Annotated in this window: 23 protein-coding genes, 2 tRNA genes, 1 other RNA gene and 1 pseudogene; 9 read left to right on the forward strand and 18 right to left on the reverse strand. The window is 73.6% G+C overall.

The features are described 5' to 3' along the window. Positions 1 to 130 precede the first annotated feature (130 nt). On the forward strand, positions 131 to 745 hold the full coding sequence (locus tag ABD993_RS10260) for a DedA family protein (protein ID WP_345415080.1): 615 nt from the start codon (positions 131 to 133) through the stop codon (positions 743 to 745). Positions 746 to 885: 140 nt separating this feature from the next. On the opposite strand, the gene ABD993_RS10265 is transcribed toward ABD993_RS10260, so the two are convergent. From ABD993_RS10265 to ABD993_RS10295, 7 genes are all read right to left on the reverse strand, one after another. After that, entirely contained in the window at positions 886 to 1,980 is a 1,095-nt protein-coding gene (locus ABD993_RS10265) for an ABC transporter ATP-binding protein (protein WP_345415082.1), read from the reverse strand. Positions 1,981 to 2,050: 70 nt separating this feature from the next. Then, entirely contained in the window at positions 2,051 to 3,028 is a 978-nt protein-coding gene (locus ABD993_RS10270; RefSeq protein ID WP_345415084.1) for an ABC transporter ATP-binding protein, read from the reverse strand. 73 nt (positions 3,029 to 3,101) lie between these two features. Then, positions 3,102 to 4,019, reverse strand: a complete 918-nt coding sequence (locus ABD993_RS10275; RefSeq protein WP_345415086.1) for an ABC transporter permease — start codon at positions 4,017 to 4,019, stop codon at positions 3,102 to 3,104. Then, entirely contained in the window at positions 4,016 to 5,020 is a 1,005-nt protein-coding gene (locus tag ABD993_RS10280) for an ABC transporter permease (protein WP_345415088.1), read from the reverse strand. The genes ABD993_RS10275 and ABD993_RS10280 overlap by 4 nt, the downstream gene beginning before the upstream one ends. Positions 5,021 to 5,086: 66 nt before the next feature. Beyond that, entirely contained in the window at positions 5,087 to 6,736 is a 1,650-nt protein-coding gene (locus tag ABD993_RS10285) for an ABC transporter substrate-binding protein (RefSeq protein ID WP_345415090.1), read from the reverse strand. A 154-nt stretch (positions 6,737 to 6,890) separates the two neighbouring features. Continuing rightward, positions 6,891 to 7,079, reverse strand: a complete 189-nt coding sequence (locus ABD993_RS10290; RefSeq protein ID WP_345415092.1) for a DUF397 domain-containing protein — start codon at positions 7,077 to 7,079, stop codon at positions 6,891 to 6,893. A gap of 1 nt (position 7,080) precedes the next feature. Further along, complete coding sequence (locus ABD993_RS10295) at positions 7,081 to 7,968, reverse strand: helix-turn-helix domain-containing protein (RefSeq protein ID WP_345415094.1); 888 nt, start codon at positions 7,966 to 7,968, stop codon at positions 7,081 to 7,083. Positions 7,969 to 8,327: 359 nt separating this feature from the next. On the opposite strand from ABD993_RS10295, the gene ABD993_RS10300 reads away from it, so the two are divergent. After that, positions 8,328 to 8,513, forward strand: a complete 186-nt coding sequence (locus ABD993_RS10300; protein WP_345415097.1) for a hypothetical protein — start codon at positions 8,328 to 8,330, stop codon at positions 8,511 to 8,513. 88 nt (positions 8,514 to 8,601) lie between these two features. On the opposite strand, the gene recR is transcribed toward ABD993_RS10300, so the two are convergent. Both recR and ABD993_RS10310 read right to left on the reverse strand, forming a co-directional pair. After that, on the reverse strand, positions 8,602 to 9,222 hold the full coding sequence (gene recR / locus ABD993_RS10305; RefSeq protein ID WP_345415100.1) for a recombination mediator RecR: 621 nt from the start codon (positions 9,220 to 9,222) through the stop codon (positions 8,602 to 8,604). 1 nt (position 9,223) lies between these two features. Then, complete coding sequence (locus ABD993_RS10310; RefSeq protein WP_345415103.1) at positions 9,224 to 9,568, reverse strand: YbaB/EbfC family nucleoid-associated protein; 345 nt, start codon at positions 9,566 to 9,568, stop codon at positions 9,224 to 9,226. 59 nt (positions 9,569 to 9,627) lie between these two features. On the opposite strand from ABD993_RS10310, the gene ABD993_RS10315 reads away from it, so the two are divergent. Continuing rightward, the gene (locus ABD993_RS10315; RefSeq protein WP_345415106.1) at positions 9,628 to 10,569 is read left to right on the forward strand and encodes an N-acetylmuramoyl-L-alanine amidase; all 942 of its coding nucleotides are present in this window, start codon (positions 9,628 to 9,630) and stop codon (positions 10,567 to 10,569) included. Between the two features lie 1,534 nt (positions 10,570 to 12,103). Here ABD993_RS10315 and ABD993_RS36670 read toward each other — a convergent pair. Both ABD993_RS36670 and ffs read right to left on the reverse strand, forming a co-directional pair. Continuing rightward, a pseudogene (locus ABD993_RS36670) lies at positions 12,104 to 13,729 on the reverse strand (DNA polymerase III subunit gamma and tau); the annotation flags it as partial. A 44-nt stretch (positions 13,730 to 13,773) separates the two neighbouring features. After that, positions 13,774 to 13,868, reverse strand: an RNA gene (ffs, locus tag ABD993_RS10325) — signal recognition particle sRNA small type. 73 nt (positions 13,869 to 13,941) lie between these two features. Between ffs and ABD993_RS10330 the strand changes: the two genes are divergently transcribed. Continuing rightward, positions 13,942 to 14,026, forward strand: a tRNA-Ser gene (locus ABD993_RS10330). Positions 14,027 to 14,176: 150 nt separating this feature from the next. Beyond that, a complete protein-coding gene (locus tag ABD993_RS10335; protein WP_345415112.1) occupies positions 14,177 to 14,404 on the forward strand; it encodes a helix-turn-helix domain-containing protein in 228 nt (75 codons plus the stop codon). On the opposite strand, the gene ABD993_RS10340 is transcribed toward ABD993_RS10335, so the two are convergent. Genes ABD993_RS10340 through ABD993_RS10355 form a run of 4 tightly spaced genes read right to left on the reverse strand, consistent with a single transcriptional unit; the run spans position 14,391 to position 18,480 of the window. Continuing rightward, positions 14,391 to 15,716, reverse strand: a complete 1,326-nt coding sequence (locus ABD993_RS10340; protein WP_345415114.1) for an MFS transporter — start codon at positions 15,714 to 15,716, stop codon at positions 14,391 to 14,393. The genes ABD993_RS10335 and ABD993_RS10340 overlap by 14 nt on opposite strands. A gap of 41 nt (positions 15,717 to 15,757) precedes the next feature. Further along, entirely contained in the window at positions 15,758 to 16,717 is a 960-nt protein-coding gene (locus tag ABD993_RS10345; protein ID WP_345415116.1) for an ABC transporter substrate-binding protein, read from the reverse strand. A 12-nt stretch (positions 16,718 to 16,729) separates the two neighbouring features. Further along, on the reverse strand, positions 16,730 to 17,470 hold the full coding sequence (locus ABD993_RS10350; RefSeq protein WP_345415120.1) for an ABC transporter ATP-binding protein: 741 nt from the start codon (positions 17,468 to 17,470) through the stop codon (positions 16,730 to 16,732). Then, positions 17,467 to 18,480 (reverse strand): FecCD family ABC transporter permease, encoded by a 1,014-nt coding sequence (locus ABD993_RS10355; RefSeq protein WP_345415123.1) that lies wholly within the window; start codon positions 18,478 to 18,480, stop codon positions 17,467 to 17,469. Before ABD993_RS10355 ends, ABD993_RS10350 begins: the two co-directional genes overlap by 4 nt. 96 nt (positions 18,481 to 18,576) lie before the next feature. Here ABD993_RS10355 and ABD993_RS10360 point away from each other — a divergent pair, with 96 nt between their 5' ends. From ABD993_RS10360 to ABD993_RS10370, 3 genes are read left to right on the forward strand one after another with little or no spacing between them, the layout of a single operon-like run. Continuing rightward, the gene (locus tag ABD993_RS10360; RefSeq protein WP_345415126.1) at positions 18,577 to 19,374 is read left to right on the forward strand and encodes a Rossmann-like domain-containing protein; all 798 of its coding nucleotides are present in this window, start codon (positions 18,577 to 18,579) and stop codon (positions 19,372 to 19,374) included. Next, positions 19,371 to 20,282: a GHMP family kinase ATP-binding protein gene (locus ABD993_RS10365; RefSeq protein ID WP_345415129.1), complete on the forward strand. Its 912-nt coding sequence runs from the start codon at positions 19,371 to 19,373 to the stop codon at positions 20,280 to 20,282. Before ABD993_RS10360 ends, ABD993_RS10365 begins: the two co-directional genes overlap by 4 nt. Then, complete coding sequence (locus tag ABD993_RS10370) at positions 20,279 to 21,328, forward strand: pyridoxal-phosphate dependent enzyme (RefSeq protein WP_345415132.1); 1,050 nt, start codon at positions 20,279 to 20,281, stop codon at positions 21,326 to 21,328. The genes ABD993_RS10365 and ABD993_RS10370 overlap by 4 nt, the downstream gene beginning before the upstream one ends. Here the strand turns inward: ABD993_RS10370 and ABD993_RS10375 are convergent. The 3 genes from ABD993_RS10375 to ABD993_RS10385 all read right to left on the reverse strand — a co-directional run bounded on the left by ABD993_RS10375 (position 21,320) and on the right by ABD993_RS10385 (position 22,539). Further along, positions 21,320 to 21,407 (reverse strand) — tRNA-Ser (locus ABD993_RS10375). The two genes, ABD993_RS10370 and ABD993_RS10375, sit on opposite strands and share 9 nt — an antisense overlap. Positions 21,408 to 21,433: 26 nt before the next feature. Beyond that, positions 21,434 to 21,901 (reverse strand): nucleoside deaminase, encoded by a 468-nt coding sequence (locus ABD993_RS10380; protein ID WP_345415135.1) that lies wholly within the window; start codon positions 21,899 to 21,901, stop codon positions 21,434 to 21,436. Between the two features lie 119 nt (positions 21,902 to 22,020). After that, a complete protein-coding gene (locus ABD993_RS10385; RefSeq protein ID WP_345415138.1) occupies positions 22,021 to 22,539 on the reverse strand; it encodes a tRNA adenosine deaminase-associated protein in 519 nt (172 codons plus the stop codon). Between the two features lie 78 nt (positions 22,540 to 22,617). On the opposite strand from ABD993_RS10385, the gene ABD993_RS10390 reads away from it, so the two are divergent. Beyond that, positions 22,618 to 23,823 (forward strand): M20 metallopeptidase family protein, encoded by a 1,206-nt coding sequence (locus ABD993_RS10390; RefSeq protein WP_345415141.1) that lies wholly within the window; start codon positions 22,618 to 22,620, stop codon positions 23,821 to 23,823. Position 23,824: the final 1 nt, after the last annotated feature.

A 23,824-nucleotide genomic window follows, 5' to 3' on the forward strand; every position in this document is an offset into this window, starting at 1 on the left:
GGCTCGGGACCGCACCGCGATACGGGTCCGTCCGAGCGAGACCGGTCACCCATCGTGATTTCCCGGCCGCTCAGCGTCTCCTCAGCGGAGGTCACACTTCCGTTACGGCGATGCTCTACCGTCGGGTGCCGTGGCTCTGCCCGTCGCCCCCCTCGCCGCGTACGCGTTCCTGTTGCTCTGGTCCGCGGTGCCGTTCGCACCGGCCGAACCGGTGCTGCTCACAGGAGGCGCCTTCGCCGGATCGGGCGGACTGATCCTGCCCTTCGCGATCCTGGCCGCGGCCGCCGGGTCGCTGGTCAGCGACCTCGCCAAGTACGCCCTCGGCCGGAGCGCCGGGCCGCGCCTGCTCGCGCGGATCGCCCGGCACCCGGCGGGGGCCCGGGCGGTGCGGTGGATCGAGGGCAGGCTCGTCGCCTCCGGCCCGATGGTGATCGCGCCGTCCTACTTCGTCCCGTTCGGCGTGGTCACGGCGACGATCCTGTGCGGGGCGCTGCGGATGCGGCTGCGCATCGTCGCGGTCGCCTCCGCGGTCGGCGCGCTGATCTGGTCGACGGTCTTCCTCGGCCTCGGCTACCTGGGCGCCGCGGTGACCGGCAACCCGTGGTTCGGCGCGGCCCTCGCCGTCCCCGCCGCCCTGGTCATCGGCCTGCTGGCCAAGCGCAAGGTCGTGCGGGACGACGCGGCGGCCTGCACCTGCGAGCCGGCGCCCGCGCAGCACGAGGAACCCTGCCCCCTCGCCGCCTGAGCGGCCCCGCAGGCACCGGACGCCCGACCTCGCCCCCGCGTGCACGTTTCGTGCTCCCAGCGCGGCAAGATCACCGTTTCCGTGCTCTCAGTGCTGTCCCGACAGCACCGAGGGCACGAAACGTGCACGTAAGCGAGCCGTCAGCGACCGAGGATCTCGTTCACACTCGCCGCGTGCTCCGGCGCCCCGACGGGCAGTCCCGCGGCCTCGTCGATCATCGTGGCCTCGACCTTGTGCGGCTGGATCCGGCCGTCCCGGATCGCCTCGGCGTGGTGGCACGCCACCCGGTGCCCCGCCGCCGCGCCCTCCAGCTGCCGCAGCTCCGGCCGCTCCGACGCACAGCGGTCCTGCTGCTTCCACGGGCACCGCGTGTGGAACCGGCACCCGCTGGGCGGAGCCGCGGGCGACGGCAGGTCGCCGGAGAGCAGGATCCGCTCCCGCCGGTCCTCGATCTCCGGGTCCGGCAGGGGCACCGCGGACATGAGCGCGCGCGTGTACGGGTGCTGCGGGTCGGTGTAGAGATCGCCCGCGGGCGCCTCCTCCACGAGCCCGCCCAGGTACATCACGCCCACCCGGTCGCTGACGTGCCGGACGACGGCCAGGTCGTGCGCGATGACCAGGTAGGTCAGCCCCAGCTCGGCCTGCAGCCGGGACAGCAGGTTGAGCACCTGGGCCTGCACCGAGACGTCCAGCGCCGAGACGGGCTCGTCGGCCACGATCAGGTCCGGGTCCACGCAGAGCGCCCGCGCGATCCCGATCCGCTGCCGCTGCCCGCCGGAGAACTCGTGCGGATACCGGCGCAGCGCGCCCTTCGGCAGCCCGACGGCGTCCATCAGCTCCTGCAGCCGCGCATGCCCACCGGTCAGCCCGTGCGCCTTCATGCCCTCCTGCAGCAGCGACTCCACGGACTGTCGCGGGTCCAGCGACGACATCGGGTCCTGGAACACCATCTGGAACCGCCGCCGCGCCCTCCGCAGCTCCTCACCCTTGAGCCCGGCGATGTCCCGCCCGTCGAACCGGACGGAACCCCGCGTGGGCTCGGTCAGCTTGAGGATCGCCCGTCCCAGCGTCGACTTGCCGCAGCCGGACTCGCCGACCAGCCCGTAGGTCTCGCCCTTCTCGATCGTCAGCGAGACGCCGTCGACCGCGTAGACGTACCCGACGGTCCGGTTGACGAGCACACCCTGCGTGATCGGGAAGTGGACGGCGAGGTCCTCGACCTCCAGCAGACTCATCGTTCTCCCTCACAGCGCGAACTCGACGCCGCGCTCGGACGCTGTGCCCACGGTTCGCTCGCGAGCTCGCTCACGACATCACTCCGACCGGGTTGAGGCAGCGCAGGAGCCTGCCGTCGCGTTCCTCGACCGGGGGTGTCCCGGCCGTGCAGGCGTCCAGCGCCCGGGGGCAGCGCGGCGCGAACGCGCACGCGTCCGTCCAGGGCAGGTTGTCGTTCACGGAGCCGCGGATCGCCGCGAGCTCCTCACCGGGCGGCCCGTCCAGCCGCGGGATCGAGCCGAGCAGCCCGTGCGTGTACGGGTGCCGCGGCGTGCGGAACAGCTCGTGCCGCTCCGCCCGCTCCACGATCCGGCCGCCGTAGAGCACGTTGACCCGGTCGCACAGCCCGGCGACGACGCCGAGGTCGTGCGTGATCATCACCAGCGCCGTCCCCGTCTCCGCGACCAGCTGCTTGAGCAGGTCCAGGATCTGCGCCTGGATGGTGACGTCCAGCGCCGTGGTCGGCTCGTCCGCGATCAGCAGCCGCGGGGTGCAGGCCAGCGCGATCGCGATCAGGGCGCGCTGTCGCATGCCCCCGGAGAGCTGGTGCGGATAGGAGTCCAGGCGGCGCCTCGGGTCCGGGATGCCGACCCGGTCCAGCAGGTCCGCGGCCTCGCGGCGCGCGGCGTCCTTGCGCAGACCGCGGTGTCGGGTCAGCACCTCGGTGACCTGCAGCCCCACCGGGATCACCGGGTTCAGCGACGACAGCGGGTCCTGGAAGATCATCGACAGGTCCTTGCCCCGCCGCTCCCGCATCTCCTTGTCGGACAACGCGAGCAGGTCCGCCCCGTCCATCCGGATGGACCCGGTCACGCGGTTGCCCCGCTCGGGCAGCAGCCGCATGATCGCCAGCGAGGTGACCGACTTGCCGCAGCCGGACTCCCCCACCAGCCCGACGATCTCGCCGGGCTCCACGTCGAACCCCACCCCGTCGACGGCGACCGAGTCCGGCTCGCCGCGCCGGGTGAAGGCCACCTTGAGGTCCTCGACCTCCAGGAGAGCGCTCATCGCTCTCCTCCGCTGCGCGGGCTCGGCGCTTCGCGCAGGCGCTGTGTCGACGATTCGCTCGCACGCTCGCTCATCAGCGGCGCCCCTTCGGGTCGATCGCCTCGCGCATGGCCTCGCCGAGCAGCGTGAACCCGAGCGCGACCAGGATGATCGCGACCGCCGGGTAGAACGCCAGAGCGGGCCGGACGTCGAGGTAGGACTGGGCGTTGGCGAGCATGAGCCCCCATTCGGCGCGGGCCGGGTCGCCGTCGCCCAGCCCGAGGAAGGACAGCGCGGCGGCGTCCAGGATGGACGTGGCGAGGGTCAGCGTGGCCTGCACGATCACCGGCCCGAGGGCATTGGGCAGCATGTGCCGCACCACGATCGCGTTCCGCTTCACCCCCAGCGACGTCGCCGCGAGCACGTGGTCGGAGTCCCGCTGCGCGAGCATCGCGCCGCGCAGCAGCCGGGCGAAGATCGGCACGTTGACCAGCGCGACCGCGATGATGACGGTGGTCTGGCTCGGCCGGGCCGCCAACGCCGCGATGGAGATCGCGAGCAGCAGCGACGGGATGGACAGCAGCACGTCCGTCACGCGCATGAGCACGGTGTCCACCCAGCCGCCGAACGCACCGGCCAGCGCGCCGATGAGCACCCCGAACACGAGCCCGATCAGCGTGGCGAGCACGCCGACGATGAGCGTCTGCCGGGAGGCGAGGATCAGCCGGGAGAAGAAGTCCCGGCCGTTCTGGTCCGAGCCGAGTGGGAAACCGGGCATCGAGCCCGGGATGGAGTCCGGCCGCAGCGTGCGCTGCAGCTCGGGGAAGACGGCCGCGGCGTCGTGCGGGGCGATCAGCGGGGCGAAGATCGAGATCAGCACGAACAGCCCGATGATCACCGCCCCGACGATCGCGACCGGGTTGCGGCGCAGGCGAGCCAGGGCGTCGGCGGTCAGGGAGCGCCCGCCGAGCTCGTCGATCCGGGTCCTCCTGCGGGTCAGCAGCGAGGTCATCGCACCCTCACCCTCGGGTCGATGATCGCGTACGAGAGGTCGACGAGGAGGTTGACCAGCACGTAGACCAGGGCACCCAGCAGCACCACGGCCTGCAGCCGCGGATAGTCGCGGCGTTCGATGGCCTGCGCGAGCAGCGTGCCGAGCCCGCCCCAGACGAACACCTTCTCGGTGAGCACGGCGCCGGCGAGGAGCAGGCCGGTCTGCAGGCCGATGGTCGTGGAGACGGGGAGCAGCGCGTTGCGCAGCACGTGCCGCCGTCGGACCGTGCCGGGCGCCAGGCCCTTGGAGTTGGCCGTCCGGACGAAGTCGGAGCCCATGACGTCGAGCACCGAGGCCCTGGTGATCCGGACGATCACCGCGAGCGGGATGGTGGCGAGCGCGATCGCCGGGAGCACGAGGTGGACCAGCGCGTCCCAGGAGGCGTCGAACTCCCGGGTGATCAGCCCGTCGAGCACGGCGAAGCCGGTGACGTGGGTGGCGTCGATGTCGACGGCCTGCCTGCCCGACGGCGGGAACCACCCGAGGTCCACGGCGAACCACTGCTTGAGCAGGTAGCCGAGGAAGAACACGGGGACGGCGACGCCCACGAGCGTCCCGATCACGGTGGTGGTGTCCAGCGGGCGGCCGCGGTAGCGCGCGGCGAGGTACCCGAGCGGGATGCCGAGCAGCACCGAGAGGAGCAGCGCGGCGATCGCCAGTTCGATGGTGGCGGGCAGCGCCCGGCCGATCTCGACGAGCACCGGCTGACCGGTGATCAGCGAGTTGCCGAAGTCGCCGGTGACCGCGCGGCCGAGGAAACGGATGTACTGCAACGGGATCGGCTGGTCGAGCCCGAGCACGGTGTTGAGCTCGGCGATCTTCTCCGGGGTGGCCTTGTCCCCCAGCAGCGCCGCCGCGGGCCCGCCCGGCAGCGAACGCAGCCAGGCGAAGAGCAGCACGGACAACAGCAGGAGGGTGGGGACGACCTGGATCAACCGCCGCACGATGAAGCGCAGCATGGGGTGGGAGTCCTTCCGGCCCCGGGCCGAGGGCGCGGGTCACGCGCCCTCGGCCGGGGACCTTCGTCAGCTCTGGGTCTTGCTGACGGTGTTGAAGCGCTCGTCGGTCAGCGGGCTGGGGACCAGCCCCTTGATGCTCGGCCCGACGACGATCGCGGGCGGGCTGCTGCTGATCGGCACGGCGGGCAGGTACTTGGCCATCAGGTCGCGGTTGGCCTGCTCGTAGGCCGCCTTCTTGCCCGCCGGGTCCACCACGGCGTCCGCCGCGGTGATCTCGGAGTACATGGCCGGGTCCTCGGCGCCGAACTCCGGCTTCTGGCGGCCGAAGAACGTCCCGATGAAGTTGCCCGCGTCGTTGTAGTCGCCGGTCCAGCCGAGCAGGTGGAGGTCCTGCTTGCCCGCGGTCTGGACGTCGTCTTTGAAGCCGCCGTTCCACGGCCGCGGCACCGGGTTGACCGTGATCCCCACCTGGCGCAGGTTCTCCGCGATCAGCTGGAAGATGTCGGTCGGGTTCGGCATGTACGGCCGGGAGACCTCGGTCGGGTAGTAGAAGTTCAGCGTCAGGTTGGTCGCGCCCGCCTGCGCCAGCAGGTCCTTCGCCTTGGCCGGGTCGTAGGCGTACTGCTGCACGTCGCTCGCGTAGCCCTCGACGGTCTGCGGCATGAACTGGGTCGCGACCTCGGCGCCCTCGGGCAGCTTGGTCTGGACCAGCGCCTGCCGGTCGATGGCGTAGGCCAGCGCCTGGCGCACCCGGATGTCCTGCAGCGCCGGGTTGTTCTTGGTGTTGATGCCCATGTAGAGCACGTTGAACGGGTCCCGGATCAGCACCTGCTGGCCCGCGCTCTTGAGCGACGCGTAGTCCGCCGGGCTGGGCAGGTCGTAGCCGTCGATCGTGCCTGCGGTGAGCTCCTGCTTGCGCGCGTTCTCGTCCGGGATCACGCGGAAGACGAGCTTGTCCAGCTTCGCCTTCTCGCCCCAGTAGTTGTCGTTGCGCTTGAGCGTGATCGTGTTCGCGGTCCGGTCGTAGGACTCGAACGTGAACGCCCCGGTGCCGGTGGGGTGGTCGGTCGCGTAGGCCGGGTAGGCGAACGAGTCCCCGGACTGCGTGACGTTGTTCGCGTCGTACTGCTTCAGCGCGGCCGGGCTCGAGATCGAGAACGCGGTGAGACCGAAGGCCGCCGGGAAGGCGCCCTTGTACTTCGTCAGCGACAGGACGGCCTTGTTGCCGTTCGCCTGGCAGCTGTCGTAGATGCCGCCGGACCCCTTGAAGCCCTCGAAGACGTCCGCGTAGTAGATCATGTTGCTCTGCGCGGCCTCGCTGGCCATCGTGCCCCAGCGGTCGAAGTTCGCGCAGACGGCCGCGGCGTCGAGCGCCGTGCCGTCGGAGAAGGTCACGCCGTCACGGATCGTGAAGGTCCACTGCTTGCCGTCCGGAGACGACTCCCAGGCGGTGGCCAGACCGGGGGACAGCTCGGTGGTGCCCGGCTTGTAGGTGATCAGCGTGTCGTACATCTGCCGGATCGGACGGAAGCTCTCACCGTCGTCGTTGAAGATCGGGTCGAAGTTCTTCGGGGCGCCTGCGGCGCCGAAGACCATGGTTCCGCCGGTCGCCGCGGCCGTGGAGCCCGAATCGCGTTCGGACGTGGCACAGGCGGCGAGGGAGACGGACAGCGCGCCGGCGGCGATGGCGGCGAGCAGACGTCGGGTGGTGGGCATACGGGAGACACCTCGAGGTCGTCGGGGTTTGTCGATGGTGGGAGACGCTAGTCACCACGCTTACCGACGGGTAGCCCTTGACGTCACAGTTGGGGCACAGCTACCTCAAAGGCAGCTCAAATGCGTGAGGGGGACGTAACAACCTCACGCAGGGTCACGAGATCGGCGGGTCGAACTCGCCGTTCTTCACACCGGCCACGAACGCCGCCCACTCGTCCACCGTGAACTCGAGCGGCCGCGCCGACCCGTCCTTGGTGTCGGCCACCGCGTAGCCCTCGGCCGTGCGCCCGACGGCCACACAGTTGCCTGCGCTGCAGAAGCTGCTCACGCGGTACTCGATCACTTCAGGAGGTCCTCTCGAGGGAGTGGAGGTGCTGCGCGATCCGTTCCCGGGAGGCCGCGGGGTCGAGGGCCCGCTCCGCGACATCGCCGAACACGTGCTCGTACAGCTCAACGTCCGCGGGTGCGTCGAGGTACGTCTCGCCCGACGGGCCCTCAACGTAGACCACATCGGACAGAGCCGGATCGTCGAACCCCAGGAGCACGAACTCCCCCAGGTGGGCCCGGTCCAGACCCGCCGAGAACGGGAGCACCCGCAGGTCGACGTTGGGCGCCGCCGCCCGCTCGAGGAGCACCTCGAGCTGGCCGCGCATCACCGCCCGTCCGCCCGCCTCGCGGACCAGCACGCTCTCGTCCAGCACGACGTGGAAGTCCAGCGGCCTGGACCGCTCCAGCGCCCGCTGCCGCTCCATCCGCAGCTCGACGAGCTTCTCGATCGGCCTGCGCCCGTGGTGCGGGAGCAGCGCGGCGAGTACGGCACGCGCGTACTCGCGCGTCTGGAGCAGGCCGTGGAGGAACGCCAGGTCGAACGACGAGACCGAGGTCGCCTCCGCCTCGAGCGAGGGATAGCGCGCCGGTGCGTCCATGACGAACCGCTCGGGGTCGACACCCTCGACGTACGGCTCCCACCAGCCCGTCGTCCGCCCCTCGCCGACCAGCCTGCGCAGCATCTCCCGCTCCGCGTCCGAGGCGACCCCGTAGATCCGGATGAGCTCGTTGACGTCCGGCATCTTGGGGATGCCCTTGCCGGTCTCCAGGCGGGAGATCTTGCTGGTGGAGCAGGTCATCAGCGCGGCGACCTCGTCCAGGGTCATGTCCCGCTTGAGGCGGAGCCTGCGCAGCTCGGCGCCCAGTCGCCTCCGGGGGCCTGCCGGACCCTGCTGCGGCGCCATGCGCGTTCCCACCGTCCGTGCTCGTGCGGTTGCTCCGAGAAGGTGATAGCCGTCTATGCAATTGCATGGTGGCTTGTCCTGCGGCACTCTAACCGTAGATGGACCCCAGTGGTTCGCATCACCTCCACCCGGGGTCCCGAGGTGAGGAGGGCGCCCGTGAACAGCGAGAACGGCAGCAGCCCCCGCCCGTCCGGCGTGTCGCGCCGACCCCGGTCCCCGATTCGCGGGACCCCTCAGCCTCCGGCAGGTCGCCGGAGAAGGACCAACGAGAAGGGTGAGTACTCGATGAGCTCCATCCGAGCTGTTCGCACCGTCGGCTCCAGCAAGGTCGCCCGTCGTCGATCCGGGAGGTGGTCCCCATGAGCGTCTTGGCACTCGTACTGGTCGGAGTGGGTGTGTTGGCCGTGATCGGGGTCGTCGTGGGCGTCATGGATGCCGCACAGTCCCGCGCATGGCGGAGGGTCGCCGCTGACCGGCGTCGCAACTGGGAGGTCCGCCACGGCGGCGGGTACTACGACTCCTGGGGAGACGAGGACGGTGACTGATCGCGCAGTGCCGGGGGGTTCCTGCGCAGGTCCGACCCTGTGAGCACACCCCCGACAACCCTGAGCGGCGCCCCCGGTGGGGCGCCGCTCAGCTGAGGACGCGGCGCCCGGCGAGGGCGCGGCCCAGCGTCATCTCGTCGGCGAACTCGAGATCGCCGCCCATCGGCAGGCCGGACGCCAGACGCGTCACGGACAGGCCGGGGAAGTCCTTCAGCAGCCGGACCAGGTAGGTCGCGGTCGCCTCGCCCTCGGTGTTGGGGTCGGTGGCGATGATGACCTCGCTGATGTCACCCTCGTCGCTCGCCGGGCCGGTGCCGCCCAGGCGGGCCAGCAGCTCGCGGATGCGCAGCCCGTCCGGGCCGATCCCGCCCAAGGGATCCAGCGCCCCACCGAGGACGTGGTAGCGGCCCTTGAACTCGCGGGTGCGTTCCACCGCGAGCACGTCCTTGGGCTCCTCGACCACGCAGACGACCGTGGGGTCCCGCCGCGCGTCCGCGCAGTAGCGGCACCGCTCGTGCTCCGAGACGTTGCCGCACACCTCGCAGAACTGCACGCCCTCCTTCACCTTCTGCAGGACCTCCTGCAGCCGGGTGACGTCCGCGGCGTCCGCCGCGAGCAGGTGGAAGGCGATGCGCTGCGCGCTCTTCGGCCCGACGCCGGGCAGCCGGCCGAGCTCGTCGATCAGGTCCTGGACCGGTCCTTCGAACACCTCAGGCGCCGGGCAGGCCGAACCCGCCGCCGAGGTCGCCGAGCCCTCCGGTCAGCGGGCCCATCTTCTCGGCCTGCAGCTCCTGGGCCGCACGCGCGGCGTCCTGGATCGCGCCCACGAGGAGGTCCTGCAACGTCTCCACGTCCTCCGGATCCACGATCTTGGGGTCGATCTGGACGCTGAGCACCTCGCCGGCCGCGGTCTGCGTGACGCGGACGAGCCCGTTCCCCGCCTGACCCGTCACCTCGGCCTCGGCGAGCTCCTGCTGGGCCGACATGAGCTGTTCCTGCATCTTCTGCGCCTGCTGCAGGATCATCGCCATGTCCGGCTGACCACCCGGTTGCACCACAAGACTCCTCGTGTCGCGGTCTGGAGACCCAGAGTAGCCGTGCGAGGCTGTCCGCCGTGTCCGCCCCGCGCAGAGCCCGCCCGACGACCAGGGCACGCCTGCGCGCGAGCCCGTCCCCGGGCGGTGTCGACGTGCCGCGGGCCGAGCAGGCGGGGCGACCCGCGCGCACCGGCGCCCGGGGTGGGCCACCGTTCGCGAGGCGGGCGGGCTGGGTGGTCGCCGCGGCGTTCGTCCTGGTCGCGTGCTCCGCGGGCGGGGTACCGGCCGCCTCCCCGACGTCGGTGGCGACCGCGAGCCCCGCCGCCACCACCCCTGCAGGCCCCGCGCCGTCGCCGCCGACGCTCCCCCTCGCCGGGCGCACCGTCGTCCTCGATCCGGGGCACAACGGTGGCAACGGCACCGCCCGCGCCGCGGTCACCCGCCAGGTCCCGGACGGGCGGGGCGGCACCAAGGCCTGCAACACCACCGGGACGAGCACCGACGCCGGGTACACCGAGCACGCGTTCGCCTGGGACCTGGCGGGACGGGTGCGGGCCCGGCTGACCGCCGCGGGCGCCCGGGTCGTGCTCACCCGCCCGTCGGACGACGGCGTCGGCCCCTGCGTGGACGAGCGCGGCCGGGCCGGGCAGGCCGCGGGCGCCGACCTGATGGTGTCGTTGCACGCCGACGGCGCGGCCGCGGGCGGCAGCGGCTTCCACGTGGCCTACTCGAACCCGCCGCTCAACCCCGCGCAGTCCGGGCCCGCCCTGACGCTGGCGGGCGACCTGAGGGACGCCCTGGTCGCGGGCGGGTTCCGGGTCAGCGACTACATCGGGCGGGACGGGCTGTCCCCCCGCGCCGACCTCGGCGGGCTCAACTTCGCGACGGTGCCCGCGGCGCTGGTGGAGTGCGCGAACATGCGCAACGCGCGGGAGGCGGCCCTGGTGAGCGGCGCGGACGGCCGGGAGCGCTACGCCACCGCGATCGCCGCGGGGATCCAGCACTTCCTCACTCCCTGATCAGCGCCGGTCGCCGTCCACGATCGGTGCGAGCGCGACCGGACGGCGCTGCCGACACCTCGGTTCGGTCTCGGCTGAGGTGATCAACCCGAGCGTGGCGTGACGGGGACGCCGAGCCGTCCGCTCACCACGGGACGACCCGAACGCTCCCGCCGACCGGTGGTCAGCGCTGGTCGAAGGCCTTCGCGCCGAGCTGGGAGGACAGCAGCTCGATGGCGACCTCCTCCGGGTCCCGACGCACGGAGCGCTCGGCCCGGGAGGCGTCCGCCTCGGCGATCATGGCCTCCTCGTCGTCCGGCGGGGGCTCCTCGTCCGGCGGCTCGGGCGGCAGTGGCGGGCCGTCGTCGTTCCGGGGGGAGGAGGGCCGCTGGTAGCCGGCGCGCGCGGCCGGGCGACGGGCCTCGGCCTGCGGGGTCTCCGGGCGCGACGCGGCGCCCTGACCACCCGACCGGTCGCGTCCCGCCTCCGCGCCGGATCCGGCGGCCGAGCTGTGGTCCCCGCTCTCCACGGCGCCGGACTGCGGAGCGCCGGACTGCGGAGCACCGGACTGCGGAGCACCGGACTGCGGAGCACCCGGGCGCTGGGCGGGCCGCTGGAACTCCGGCCGGGGGGACTCGGACTGGCGTGCCTGAGCGCGCGGAGGCTCGGCGCGGTCGGCCGCAGCGGTCTCCTGGCGGGACGGCCGCTGTGGCACGCTGCGCGGGGCCGACTGGCGGGCCGCGGGTTGGGGCGGGGCGGCTCCGCCCCCGGTCTCGACCCGGATGCCCCACTGCACACCCAGCACGGTGTGCAGCGCCGCGCTGATCACGTCCGTGTTGCGGGTCTCGGCGAGCCGCCGGGCCAGGGGCGGCGAGCCGATGCTCAGCACGAGGGTCTCCCCCTCGACGGCGCGGACCGTGGCGTTGACCATCAACGCCTCGGTGCTGCGGCTGCGCTGCCTGGCCGCGCCGAGGATCTCCGACCACACCCGCCGCACCGCACCGGCGTCCAGACCTGAGACCACGGGGGTGGATCGGTCCGCCTCGGGCTCGGTGGGCCCGGGGGGCTCGGTGGGCCCGGTGGGCTCGGCGAATGCCCGCTCCGGCTCCCCTCCGGCACCAGCGCTGCCCGACGGCACCGCGTCCGGCCGGTCGGTCCGGGCTGCGGCCGCCTGCGGGCCGCTCGTCGGCACGACATCCTGCTGCGCCGCGACGGAGTGGGGTGCCCCGACCGGATCGACGACGGCAGCTGCGCCGCGGCCGGGCTCCGCATCGCCCCTCGGCCCCTCGGCCGCCGCGCCGCAGGCAGCACCGTCGCCCGCCGCCCCGGGACCGGGACCGGGACCACCCTCACCCACCGACGCGCCCGCCGGACCCTCGGAAGCACCGCCGAGCGGCCCGCCGGCCTGCTCCGCAGGCCCGACTGCGGACGACATCGTCCCCACCGACGTCCCCACCGACGCGGCAGCCGACGAGTCGGCACCGGTCGTCACGGTCCCCGACGAGCCGGCACCGGCATCGGCAGCCGACGAGCCGGCACCGGCATCCGGCGACTCGGCACCCGCCGCCCCGGCACCCACCGACGCCACACCCGCCACCGCCACACCCGCCGCCGCGGGCGGGACCGCGTCGGGCGGCGTGGGCGGTTCCGCGGCCGGAGCGCTCGTCGGCGCGGAGCCGACCGGAGTCCCGGCGACCGGCTCCGACGCGGCGACCGGCGCGGCCGCCGCGGGAGTCCCGGGCGCAGGCTGCTCAACGGGCGAGGCCGCCGCAGAGCCGCTTGCCGGGGCCGACGCGGGCGCGTGGCCCGCGGGTGCCCTCTCCCCCGCCGCGGAGCCGGGACCGCCGACCTGCGCGGGTCCGTCAGCGGCGGCCGGGCTGCCGGGGGCGGCGGGGCGGGCGGCGGGGCCGCTCTCGGTCTCCCCCGCCTCCCGCCGCCGCGAGGGTCGGACGAACTGCGGTGTCGGCTCCTCGGCGGGCGCGCCGCCCCCGGACGTACCCGAGCCCGCGGGACCGGGGGCGATCGCGTGGCGGCGTTCGACCCGCTCCAGGCGCTCCAGGAGCCCGGCGTCGGTGGTCGTGGCGGCGGGCAGCAGCATCCGCGCACACAACAGCTCGAGGAGCAGCCGGGGGGCGGTGGCGCCGCGCATCTCGGTGAGCCCCGCGTGGACGATCTCGCCGTACCGGGCGAGCGTGGCGGGCCCCAGCCGCGCGGCCTGGTCCAGCATGCGGTCCATCTCGTCCGACGCCGCCTCGACCAGCCCCTGGCTCGCCGCCTCGGGAACGGCCTGCACCAACATCAGGTCCCGCAGCCGCTGGAGCAGGTCGGCGGCGAAGCGGCGCGGGTCGTGGCCCGCCTCGACCAGCCGGTCCACCGCCTGGTAGACCGCCCCGCCGTCCCCCGCGGCGAGGGCGTCCACCACGTCGTCGATCAGCGCGACGTCCGTGACGCCGAGCAGCGCCATCGCGCGCTCGTAGGTCACGCCCTCGGGTCCCGCGCCCGCGAGCAGCTGGTCCATCACCGAGAGCGTGTCTCGCGCCGACCCTCCGCCCGCGCGGATGACCAGCGGGTACACGGCGGGCTGGACCTGCACGCTCTCCTCGCCGCAGATGCGCTCCAGCAGCGACCGCAGGGTGCCGGGCGGGATGAGCCGGAACGGGTAGTGGTGCGTGCGGGACCGGATGGTGGGCAGCACCTTGTCCGGCTCGGTCGTGGCGAAGACGAAGACGAGGTGCTCCGGCGGCTCCTCCACGATCTTCAGCAGGGCGTTGAAGCCCTGCGTGGTGACCATGTGCGCCTCGTCGACGATGAACACCCGGTACCGCGACTCGGCGGGGGCGTAGAAGGCGCGGTCCCGCAGCTCGCGGGCATCGTCCACACCACCGTGGGACGCCGCGTCCAGCTCCACGACGTCGATGTTCCCCGGCCCCTCGGGCGCGAGGGCGATGCAGGAGTTGCAGACCCCGCACGGATCCGGCGTCGGGCCGTCCACGCAGTTCAGTGATCGGGCCAGGATCCGGGCCGACGAGGTCTTGCCGCACCCCCGCGGCCCCGAGAACAGGTACGCGTGGTTGATGCGACCCGCCGCGAGCGCCACTCCCAGCGGCTGGGTGACGTGCTCCTGCCCGACCACCTCGGCGAACTTCGCCGGGCGGTACTTGCGATACAGAGCGAGGGCCACGAGCCGAGGCTACCGATCGACCCCGACAGGAATGCCAGGGGGAAGAAAGGGGACCCCGCGCACCCGCCAGAGCCCGCTGACCCTTGCTGCCTTCCGGCCCTGGGGGAGTTCACAGGATGGACGCCGCGCGGGATCCGTGGACGAGTGTAGCCACATCCGGGACCCGGGTCCCGCCGCGGGGGTCTCCGGGCTCGTCCCGTAAGGTCTTCCGCGGAGGATTCGCCTAGTGGCCTAGGGCGCACGCTTGGAAAGCGTGTTGGGCGCAAGCCCTCAGGGGTTCGAATCCCCTATCCTCCGCGCTCACGAGCAGCGGCGACGCCGGGCGGTCCACGGACCGACCCGGCGTCGCTGCGTTCGGCGCCGAACGACCGCCACCCGTCGCGCGGGCCGTGCGCCGCGCGGCGGCACCCGGCACAGTCGGTTCCGGTCGTCGAGAGGAGCCTGGACGTGTTGGTCGGAGCGAACGGAACCCGGTTCACCCCGCAGGAGGACGCCGAGGACTTCGGCCGTCTCCTCCGCGAGGCCCGGGCGATGAAGGACCTCAGCGCCGCCGACCTGGCGAGCCGCTGCGGGGTCACCGCGGCGGAGGTCCTGGCCTTCGAGGAGGGTCGGGTCATCCCCGCCAAGCCCCCGTTCGCCGCCTACATGCGGGCGCTCGGCTTCACCGCGGTGTAGCGAAGCCCCGGGAGCCGGGTGCGAGCGCGGCGAGCGCGGGTGCTGCGAGGCAGACCACCGCGCAGCCGACCAGGACGGGGGCCGGACCCCACGCGGTGATCGCCGGGGCGATCAGGGCGAGGCCCAGCGGCGCGAGCCCGTAGGACAGCAGGAAGTCCAGCGAGGACACCCGGGCCAGCTTCGACGGCTCCACCTCCCGCTGCACCGCGGTGAACCACGGGACGTTGAACAGCTCGATCCCGATGCCGCACACCACGTACGCCGCGACCACCGTCCACACCGGAACCGGGAACACCAGCGACAGCGGCGCAACGGCGTAGAGCGCGAGGCCGCCCAGGGCCACCCACCCCGGTGCCCGCGGCCGGAGGCGCGCCACGAGCAGGCCGCCGACCAGCGCACCGGCGGTGTAGCCGGTCAGGGCGCCCGCCAGGACCGTCGCCCCGCCGTAGCGGTCGGCGCTGACCAGCGGCAACGCCACACCGGTCGCCGAGTATCCGGTCGCGATCACGGCGGTCAGGGCGCCGAGGCCTGCGAGGAACCAGGGATGCCGACGAGCCTCGACCAACCCCTCGCGGAAGTCCGCGACGAACCCCGACCACGCCCGACGCGCCACGACCCGGCTCGCCGCCCGACCCACCCGCGCTCCGGGCCGAGCCGAGGCGATCGGACCGCAGGCGGCCTCCATGGCGGGACGTCCGGCCGACACATCCCCGCCGACCGTCCCCGTGACCGGTGCCCCGGTCGTCGCCTCCTCGGCGACCCTGTCGACCCTGTCGACCCTGGCCCCCCGCGGCGGCACCGCGGCGGCGATCAGCCACAACGCCGCGATCCCGAGCGCCAGACCCGCAACCGGGACCACCGTGGCCAGCAGGGCGGTGAGCGATGGGGCGACCAGCGTGGTCGCCCGCACGGACACGGTCATCGCGGCGTTCGCCTCCTGACGGCGCTCCTCCGCCACCACCTCGACGACCAGCGCCTGGAACGCCGGCCTGCACGCCCCCTGCCCCGCCCCGGCCAGGGCGGCCCCGAGCAGGAGCAGCGCGAGCTGCCCCGGCCCGGCCGCCACCAGCAGCGAGCCGACGGCCGCCACGGCGCCGGACCAGCCCACCGTCGCGCGGCGGGAGTACCGGTCCGCCAGCACGCCGGCGGCGGGGACCGCCAGGAGGAAGCCTGCGGTGCGGACCCCCAGCGCGAGCCCCAGCTCCACGGCGGACAGCGCCCCGTCGACCACGCCGAGCCCGAGCACGAACGGTAGCGCCCAGGTCGCGAGGCCCGAGGCCGTCGTCCCGGTCCAGAGCCGGGCGAACCCCACGGCCCCGGACCTCACGGCGCCGGACCGGACCGCACCGTTCCTCACAGCGCCCTCATGTACGCGCCGAACCGCTCCAGGCCGTCGATCACCCGCGGACCACTGATCCCCTCGTTGTAGTCGAGCACGAAGAACCGGTCGTTCCGCACGGCGGGCACGCTGCGCAGCTGCGGCAGCGACTTCAGGAACGCGATCTTGTCCTCGGCGCTCTGCGTGCCGTAGTCCATGATCATGATGACCTCGGGGCGCCGCTCGACGACGGTCTCCCACCCGACGTCGGTCCAGCGGCCGTCGACGTCGGCCAGGATGTTGCGCCCGCCCGCGATCCGCATGACGTCGTTCGGGGGCACCTGGTTGGCGGCGCTGAAGGGCCGGTCGGTGCCGGAGTCGTAGAGGAACACCGGCGTCTCGGTGTCCGGCGCCGCGGCCTCGACCGCCGCGACCCGGGCCTGCAGGTCCGCGACCAGCGCGGAGGCCCGGTCCGGGACCCGGAAGATCGCGCCGAGCCTGCGGAGGTCCTCGTAGAGCCCCTCGATCGGCGGGACCCGCTCGGGGAAGCCGGGGTAGTTCCAGCAGCTCTCGGTATGCATGGCGCTCTGGATGCCGAGGCCGTCGAGCAGCGCGGGGGTGATCCCCCGTTCGTCGGAGAACCCGGACCGCCAGCCCGCGACGACGAGGTCGGCGCGGGCGTCGACGACCAGCTCGCGGTTGAGCAGGTCGTCCGACAGCATCTCGACCTTCGCGTACTCGGCGGCATAGGGGGACTCGGTGACGGGCGGGTTGGCGGGTGGCATGACGTAGCCGAGCACGTGGTCGGTCAGCCCGAGCGCGAACAGCTTGTCGGCGCTGCCGCCCTCGTAGGCCACGGCGCGCTGCGGGACGCGGTACTCGACCTGCTCGCCGCACCGCGCGACGGTCACGGTGTCGGCGGCCCCCGCCGACTCGACCTGCGCACCGCAGGCGGTCAGCAACGGGACCAGCAACAGGGGGGCGAAGCGGCGCAACGGGAACTCCTCCTAGAACGTGTAGAGCAGTTGGGGACGGCCGGTGGTCGGGTGCGCGACGACCTCCGCCGCCACCCCGAACACCTCCGCCAGGACGGTCGGGGTGAGCACCTCGGCCGGGGTCCCGACGGCGACCAGGCGTCCCGCGGACAGCACCCCGATCCGGTCGCAGACGGCGGCGGCGAGGTTGAGGTCGTGCAGGACCACCAGCACGGTCAGGGCGGTGTCGCGCAGGGCGGCGAGCAGCCCGAGCTGGTGGGCGATGTCGAGGTGGTTCGTGGGCTCGTCGAGGACGAGGACCTCGGGGGTCTGGGCGAGCGCGCGGGCGGCCAGTGCGCGTTGGCGCTCGCCGCCGGACAGGGTGAGCACCCCGCGGTCGGCGAGGTGGTCCACGCCGACCCGCCGCATCGCGTCGCGCACGATCTCCGGGTCGGGGGTGCCGTGCGGGGCCCGACCCAACCCGACCAGCTCGGCCACGGTGAAGTCCAGCTCGGAGCCGTGGTCCTGGGTCAGCGCGGCGACCCGCCGGGCACTGTGCCGCAACGGGGTCCCGGCCAGGTCGAGGCCGTCGAGCAGCACCGTGCCGCGGAGCGGGCGCAGGGCCCGGTACACGCAGCGCAGGGCGGTCGACTTCCCGCTGCCGTTCGGTCCGACCAGACCGACCACGCTCCCGGTGGCCACCTCCAACGACAGCTCCCGGACGATCTCCCGACCACCGGCGGCGACCGAGATCCCCTGCAGCGACAGGGTCATCGGGCGTTCCCGAAGACGTACCCGCGGCGACGGACCAGCACCAGGAACACCGGCACCCCGACCAGGGCCGTGACCACCCCGAGCGGCAGCTCCCGTGGCGCGACGACGGTGCGTGCCAGCAGGTCCACCCAGACCGCCAGGACGGCCCCGACCAGTGGCGCGAGCACCAGCACCCGGGCGTGCACCGCCCCGGTGAGCATCCGGACCAGGTGCGGCACGATCAGCCCGAGGAACCCGATCGCCCCGCTCACCGCGACCATCGCCCCCGTCATCAGGGAGGTGAGCAGGAACAGGCGGGTGCGCAGGGCGGTGGCGTCGAGCCCCGAGCTCGCGGCGGTCTCGTCCCCCAACGCCAGGACGTCGAGATCGCGGGCATGGGCGCGCAACAGGACCAGGCCTGCGACGACGACCACGGCGACGACCGGCAGCGAGCCCCAGGTCGCCGCGCCGAAGCCGCCGAGGGTCCAGTAGAGGACGGTCGAGGTCGCCTCGCCCTGCGGGACCAGGTAGATCAGCAGCGCCATCGCCGCCTGGAAGGCGTGGGCCAGCGCGATCCCGGTCAGCACCAGCCGCAGCGGGCTGGACGTGCGGGCCACGAGCTGCACCAGGACGGTGGCGAGGACGGCGCCGAGGAAGGCCCCCAGCGACACCGCGTAGACCCCCGCGACCGTGCCGGTGACCAGCACCGTGACCGCGCCGACAGAGGCCCCGGAGGAGATCCCGAGGACGAACGGGTCGGCGAGGGCGTTGCGCACCAACGCCTGCACGCCCACCCCGACCGCGGCGAGCCCGGCGCCGACCACGGCCGCGAGCAGCACCCGCGGCGTCCGCAGCTGCCAGACGATCTCGTAGACGGGGACCTCGTCGAGGCCGATCGTCCCGCCGGTCAGCGCCGCGGCGAGGTAGCGCACGGTGTCGAGCGGGGGCACGGCGGCGGGGCCGAGGCCGATCGCCACGACGATCGAGACCGGCAGAGCCAGGGTGAGCCCGAGGGCGAACTTGATGAACATGATTGTCGTAAACATCTAGCAGGGCTGGTCCGAGATGACCAGCGTGACCGGTCGCACCCTGGATGTCCGTTAATGACAATGATATTCATTTAGATCATGCACCCACCACCGACCGTCGCCGCTCTGCTCTCCGGGGCCCGGGACCGCGCCGCCGGGCGCACCGCCACCAGCGTCTTCTGGGCCGGGCACGGGACCCGGCTCGCCGGGGGCGCCGTGACCTACCGCAACCACTACGTGCTGGTCCGCTCCGGTCGCGCGTTCGGAGCGGCATCCGTGCAGGCGGGCGAGCTCGATCCGGTGGCCTGTCAGGAGCTCTCCGGCAGCCCGCTGCGGACCCTGCTGACCGACGTCCCGTACCCCGTCCGGATCGCCGCACTCGACGCCCTGCTCGCCGCCGAGTCGCCCTTCCGGGACGATCCCGCCCCCGAGCGGATCACGCTGCCGGACGGCACCCCCGAGGAGCGCGCGGTTGCCCGGGACGCGGCGGTGGCCGGTCTGCTGGACGTGGCGCCCGGCGCACGGGTCGCCCTGATCGGGGTGGTGAACCCGCTGGTCGCCGCGATCCGCGAGCGCGGGGCCGAGTGCCTGCCGTGCGATCTCGACCTGCGGGAGACCCAGTGGGGTGATGTCGTGTCCGCCGACGCCGACGAGGTGATCGAGAAGGCCGACCAGGTCGTCGCCACCGGGATGACGCTGGCCAACGACACGTTCGACGGGATCGTGGCGCGGTGCCGGGCGCGCGGCGTGCCGCTGACGGTCTACGCACAGACCGGGGCCGCCGTCGCGCGGGCGTTCCTCGGGCGGGGCGTCGCGGCGCTGTCGGCGGAACCGTTCCCGTTCTCCCAGTTCAGCGCCGATCCGACCGTGCTCTACCGCTACCGGGCCGCGCCGTGACCGGGAGCGGCTGGTGTCCGTGTCACCACGGTGAGCTGCTGCAGGGCGCGTTCCGGGACCGCGACGGGGTCCTGCGGGCCGGCCTGGTGACGCTGCCGCGCCCCGACCTGCGGGTGCGGGCGCGGTTCGAGCCGGGCCCCGAGCCGGTCATCACGGTGGGTCCCGGACATCGCCCCAAGGCCACCCGCGCCGCCCGGCTGACCGTCGCCGCGCTCGCCGACCGGGGCGCCGAGTGGGCGGGATCGGGCCGAGGCACCGCGGTCGCCGTGCCGCAGCGTCCGGGCGGAGGCCGGGTCACGTTGACCGGGTCCGTGCCGTTCGGACTCGGGATGGGCTCCTCGACCGCCGACGTGGTGGCCACGATCCGTGCGGTCGCGGACGGGTTCGGCGTCCGGATCGCGCCGCGGGAGATCGCCCGGATCGCCGTGGCGGCGGAGGCCGCGAGCGATCCCCTGATGTTCGACGACCCGCGTCCCCGGCTCTTCGCCCAGCGGGACGGCGTCGTCCTGGAGGTGCTCGGGGAGTCCCTGCCCCCGCTGCGGATCGTGGGCTGCCTGCTCGACGGCGGGCGCCCCGTCGACACTCCGGCCGACGCGCCGCCGTTGCCCGACCCGGCGGCGTACGCGGAACTGCGCTCCCGCCTGCGTCGGGCCGTGAGCAGCGCCGATCCGACCGAGGTGGCGCGGGTGGCCACGGCCAGCGCGCGGCTGCACCGGGCGGACTCCGAGATCGACCGGTTGCTCGCCGCCGGGGAGCACGCCCTCGGCGTGCAGGTCGCCCACAGCGGGAGCGTGGCCGGACTGCTGCTGCGCCCGGACGCGGACCCGGCCCCCGCGGTCGCGGCGCTGCGGGCCGTCGGGCTGCCCGCCACCGGGTCGTTCGTGGTGGGCGAGCTGGTGGCGGCATGATCGACGCCCACGTCGCGGACGCCGTCGGCAGACCCGACCTCGTCCGACTGGCCGACGACCTGCTCTGCCTGCGCTTCGAGACGATGAAGGTGCTCAGTGCGGACGCCGCCGTCCGGCACCTGCTGGACACGGGTGCCGTCGCACCCGGGGACACGCTGGTGGACAGCTCGTCCGGGATCTACGCGACCGCCCTCGCACTGGCCTGCCACCGACACGGCCTGCGCTGCCACATCGTCGGCTCGACGACGGTGGACGAGTCGGCGCGGGTCCAGCTCGAGCTGCTCGGCGCGACGCTGGAGCGGATGCCGCGCTCGACGGACCTCAAGCTCGACCAGTCCCGGCGAGTGGCTCGGATCCATGCGCTGCTAGAGGCCGAGCCGCGGCTGCATTGGATGCGCCAGTACCACGACGAGGTGCACTACCTGGGCTACCGCGCGGTCGCCGCGACGATCCGCGCGGCGCTGGGCCCGACCCCGGTGACGCTGGTCGGCGGGGTCGGGTCGGGCGCGTCGACGGGTGGGCTCGCGCGCTACCTGCGCGAGACCGGCGACGTCCGGCTGGTGGGGGTCCAGCCCTTCGGCAGCGTCACCTTCGGCAGCGACGGGGTCGAGGACCCGGACATCCTGATCGCCGGGATCGGCAGCTCCATCCCCTTCGGCAACGTCTCCCACGAGGCCTACGACGTGATCCACTGGACGGGCTTCGGCGTCGCGCTGTCGGGATCGGTGGCGCTGCTGCGAGAGCACGCGGTGTTCGCCGGGCTGTCGGCAGGCGCGGCGTATCTGGCCGCGGGCTGGGAACGGGAACCGGGCCGGACCACGGTGTTCGTCGCCGCGGACACGGGCCACCGCTACGTCGACGCGGTCTTCTCCCGGCACGCCGAGGCCCTCCCACTGAGCAGGCTCGCTCCGCACGAGGACCGCCTGGCACTCCCCTGGTCCCGGCGGGTGTGGGCGGGCGCCCCGGCCCCACCCCCCGCAGCGTGGCGGGACCTGGATACGCGAAACGCCGGGTCCTCGACGAGGACCCGGCGTTCGTGGCGGTAGCGGTGGGATTTGAACCCACGGAGGCTTGCACCTCACGCGCTTTCGAGGCGCGCTCCTTCGGCCGCTCGGACACGCTACCGCCGACAAGGTTACAAGCTCACGCGGTCAGTCCCGCAGGCCCCCGGCGAAGAAGCGTTTCAGCAGGTCGGCGGCCTCGTCCTCGCGGACTCCGCCGAGGACCTCGGGGCGGTGGGTGAGCCTGCGGTCCCGCAGGACGTCCCACAGCGAGCCCGCCGCGCCCGTCTTCGGCTCCCAGGCGCCGAAGACCACCCGGTCGATCCGGGCGAGGCCGAGGGCACCGGCACACATCGTGCACGGTTCCACGGTCACCACCAGCGTGCAGCCCTCGAGCCGCCACTCCCCCCGGACGGCCGCGGCCTCCCGCAGCGCGAGCACCTCGGCGTGGGCGGTGGGGTCGCCGAGGGCCTCGCGGGCGTTGGCTGCGGCGGCGAGCTCGCGGCCGTCGGCGTCCACGACCACCGCGCCGATGGGAACGTCCCCGCTCTCCAGCGCCCCCGCGGCCACCGAGAGCGCGCGGCCCATCCAGGCGAGATCGGACGAGGTGGGCTGCACCGGGCCATGATGCCGGCGCACGAATGTCCGACTCGGGCGCCAGGACGTCGAACTCGCGGGTCGGAAGGGGGGACTCGCGGGTCGTGGGGACTCGCGGGCGGGAAGCGGGGACTCGCGGGTCAGCGGCCGACGAGCTTCGCGAGCTCGTCGCCGAAGCCGCAGCGGCGGCCGATGGTGGCGAGCTGCTCGTCCGGGTACAGCTCGAACTCCCCCGCCAGCACGCCCAGCTCCTCGGCGGGCAGGCCGAGGTCCGCGAGGATGGAGAGATCGCCCTCGGGCCAGGGGTCGTCGTCCAGCGCGTCGTCGTCCGGCGGGAGGTCGACGCGGAGCAGGTCCAACACGTCCGCCGCGACGTCGTAGTCCAGGGCGGCCGCGGCGTCCGACACCATCAGGGCCACGCCGCCGGGGACCGGGCGCAGCAGGACGAAGAACTCGTCGTCCACGTCCAGCAGGCCGACGACCGCGCCGGTGGACCGCAGCCCCCGCAGCTCGGTGATCGCCGCGTCGAGGTCGACGAGGGCGTCCGGCTCGAGGCGGACGCACCGCCACCGCCCCTCCTCCCGGATCGCGGCGACCGCATACCCGGGCAGGGACTCGCCCCTGACCTCGGTGGGGGCCTCCACGCTCTGGACCGGCATGAGCACACGGTAGGCCTCAATCGGATGTGGTACAAACCACAATTCGGGTGGCCTCGCCCACGGTGACAGGATCGGGTGATGCGCGACCTGCTCGGCGCTCCCGCCGCCCTCCTCGGTGCGGCCCGGGCGCTGCAACCGCGGACGGTGGCCCTGCGTCGCGCGCTGCACCGCCACCCCGAGACCGGTCTGGCGCTCCCCCATGCCCTCGACCTGGTGCGGAGCGAGCTGGCCGACCTCCCGCTCCGGCTGTTCGCAGGCCGCGAGCTGACCTCCCTGGTCGCCGTGCTGGACGGCGGCAGGCCCGGCCCGACCACGCTCCTGCGCGCCGACATGGACGCCCTGCCACTGCAGGAGGACGCGACCGTGGACCACGCTTCCGAGGTACCCGGCGTCATGCACGCGTGCGGTCACGACCTGCACACCGCGATGCTCGCGTCGGCCGCCCGGCTGCTCTGCGCGCGTCGCGAGGACGTTCCCGGGCGGGTCGTGCTGATGTTCCAGCCCGGCGAGGAGGGCCACCACGGCGCCCGGCTCATGATCGACGAAGGACTGCTGGACCGGCACGGCCCCGGCGGCCGCCCGGACGCGGCGTTCGCGCTGCACGTCAGCGCCACGATGCCGACCGGCGAGCTGCACCTGCGACCGGGGCCGATCATGGCGGCGGCGGACGTCCTGCGGGTCACCGTCACCGGCCGCGGAGGGCACGCGTCGGCCCCGCACCACGCCGTGGATCCGGTGCCCGCCGCGGCCGCGATGGTCGGCGCGCTGCAGACGATGGTCACCCGCCGCATCGACACCCACGACCCGACGGTGCTGACGATCAGCCGGATCACGGCCGGGACCACGGACAACGTCATCCCGGAGACCGCCGAGCTGGTCGGCACCGTGCGGACGATGTCCGAGCAGGTCCGCCGCGCGGTGCACCGGGAGATCGAGCGGGTCTGCACCCACACCGCCCTCGCCCACGACTGCACCGCCGCGGTCCGGATCGAGTCGGGCTACCCCGTCACGGTCAACGATCCCGCGGCCACCGCCCGGTTCGCCGACACCGGCAGACGCCTGCTCGGCGACACCCGGGTCTGCACCATGCCGACCCCGATCATGGGTGCCGAGGACTTCGCCTACGTGCTGGAGAAGGTGCCGGGGGCGCTCGCGTTCCTGGGCGCCTGCCCGCCGGGGACCGCGCCCCACGAGGCCGCCCCGAACCACTCCAACCGCGTCCGCTTCGACGAGTCCGCCATGCCCGCCGGGGTCGCTCTCTACAGCGCCCTCGCCATGGGGTGAA

Source organism: Pseudonocardia xishanensis, assembly GCF_039541715.1.
GTDB classification, from domain to species: domain Bacteria; phylum Actinomycetota; class Actinomycetes; order Mycobacteriales; family Pseudonocardiaceae; genus Pseudonocardia; species Pseudonocardia xishanensis.

Excerpts from the sequence above, each read along its gene's own strand:
- ABD993_RS10275 (WP_345415086.1), bottom strand. The coding sequence starts at position 4,019 with ATGACCTCGCTGCTGACCCGCAGGAGGACCCGGATCGACGAGCTCGGC.
- ABD993_RS10360 (WP_345415126.1), top strand. The coding sequence starts at position 18,577 with ATGCACCCACCACCGACCGTCGCCGCTCTGCTCTCCGGGGCCCGGGAC.
- ABD993_RS10295 (WP_345415094.1), bottom strand. The coding sequence starts at position 7,968 with ATGGCGCCGCAGCAGGGTCCGGCAGGCCCCCGGAGGCGACTGGGCGCC.
- ABD993_RS10265 (WP_345415082.1), bottom strand. The coding sequence starts at position 1,980 with ATGAGTCTGCTGGAGGTCGAGGACCTCGCCGTCCACTTCCCGATCACG.
- ABD993_RS10280 (WP_345415088.1), bottom strand. The coding sequence starts at position 5,020 with ATGCTGCGCTTCATCGTGCGGCGGTTGATCCAGGTCGTCCCCACCCTC.
- ABD993_RS10270 (WP_345415084.1), bottom strand. The coding sequence starts at position 3,028 with ATGAGCGCTCTCCTGGAGGTCGAGGACCTCAAGGTGGCCTTCACCCGG.
- ABD993_RS10300 (WP_345415097.1), top strand. The coding sequence starts at position 8,328 with ATGAGCGTCTTGGCACTCGTACTGGTCGGAGTGGGTGTGTTGGCCGTG.
- ABD993_RS10350 (WP_345415120.1), bottom strand. The coding sequence starts at position 17,470 with ATGACCCTGTCGCTGCAGGGGATCTCGGTCGCCGCCGGTGGTCGGGAG.
- ABD993_RS10370 (WP_345415132.1), top strand. The coding sequence starts at position 20,279 with ATGATCGACGCCCACGTCGCGGACGCCGTCGGCAGACCCGACCTCGTC.
- ABD993_RS10385 (WP_345415138.1), bottom strand. The coding sequence starts at position 22,539 with ATGCCGGTCCAGAGCGTGGAGGCCCCCACCGAGGTCAGGGGCGAGTCC.
- ABD993_RS10285 (WP_345415090.1), bottom strand. The coding sequence starts at position 6,736 with ATGCCCACCACCCGACGTCTGCTCGCCGCCATCGCCGCCGGCGCGCTG.
- ABD993_RS10355 (WP_345415123.1), bottom strand. The coding sequence starts at position 18,480 with ATGTTCATCAAGTTCGCCCTCGGGCTCACCCTGGCTCTGCCGGTCTCG.
- ABD993_RS10390 (WP_345415141.1), top strand. The coding sequence starts at position 22,618 with ATGCGCGACCTGCTCGGCGCTCCCGCCGCCCTCCTCGGTGCGGCCCGG.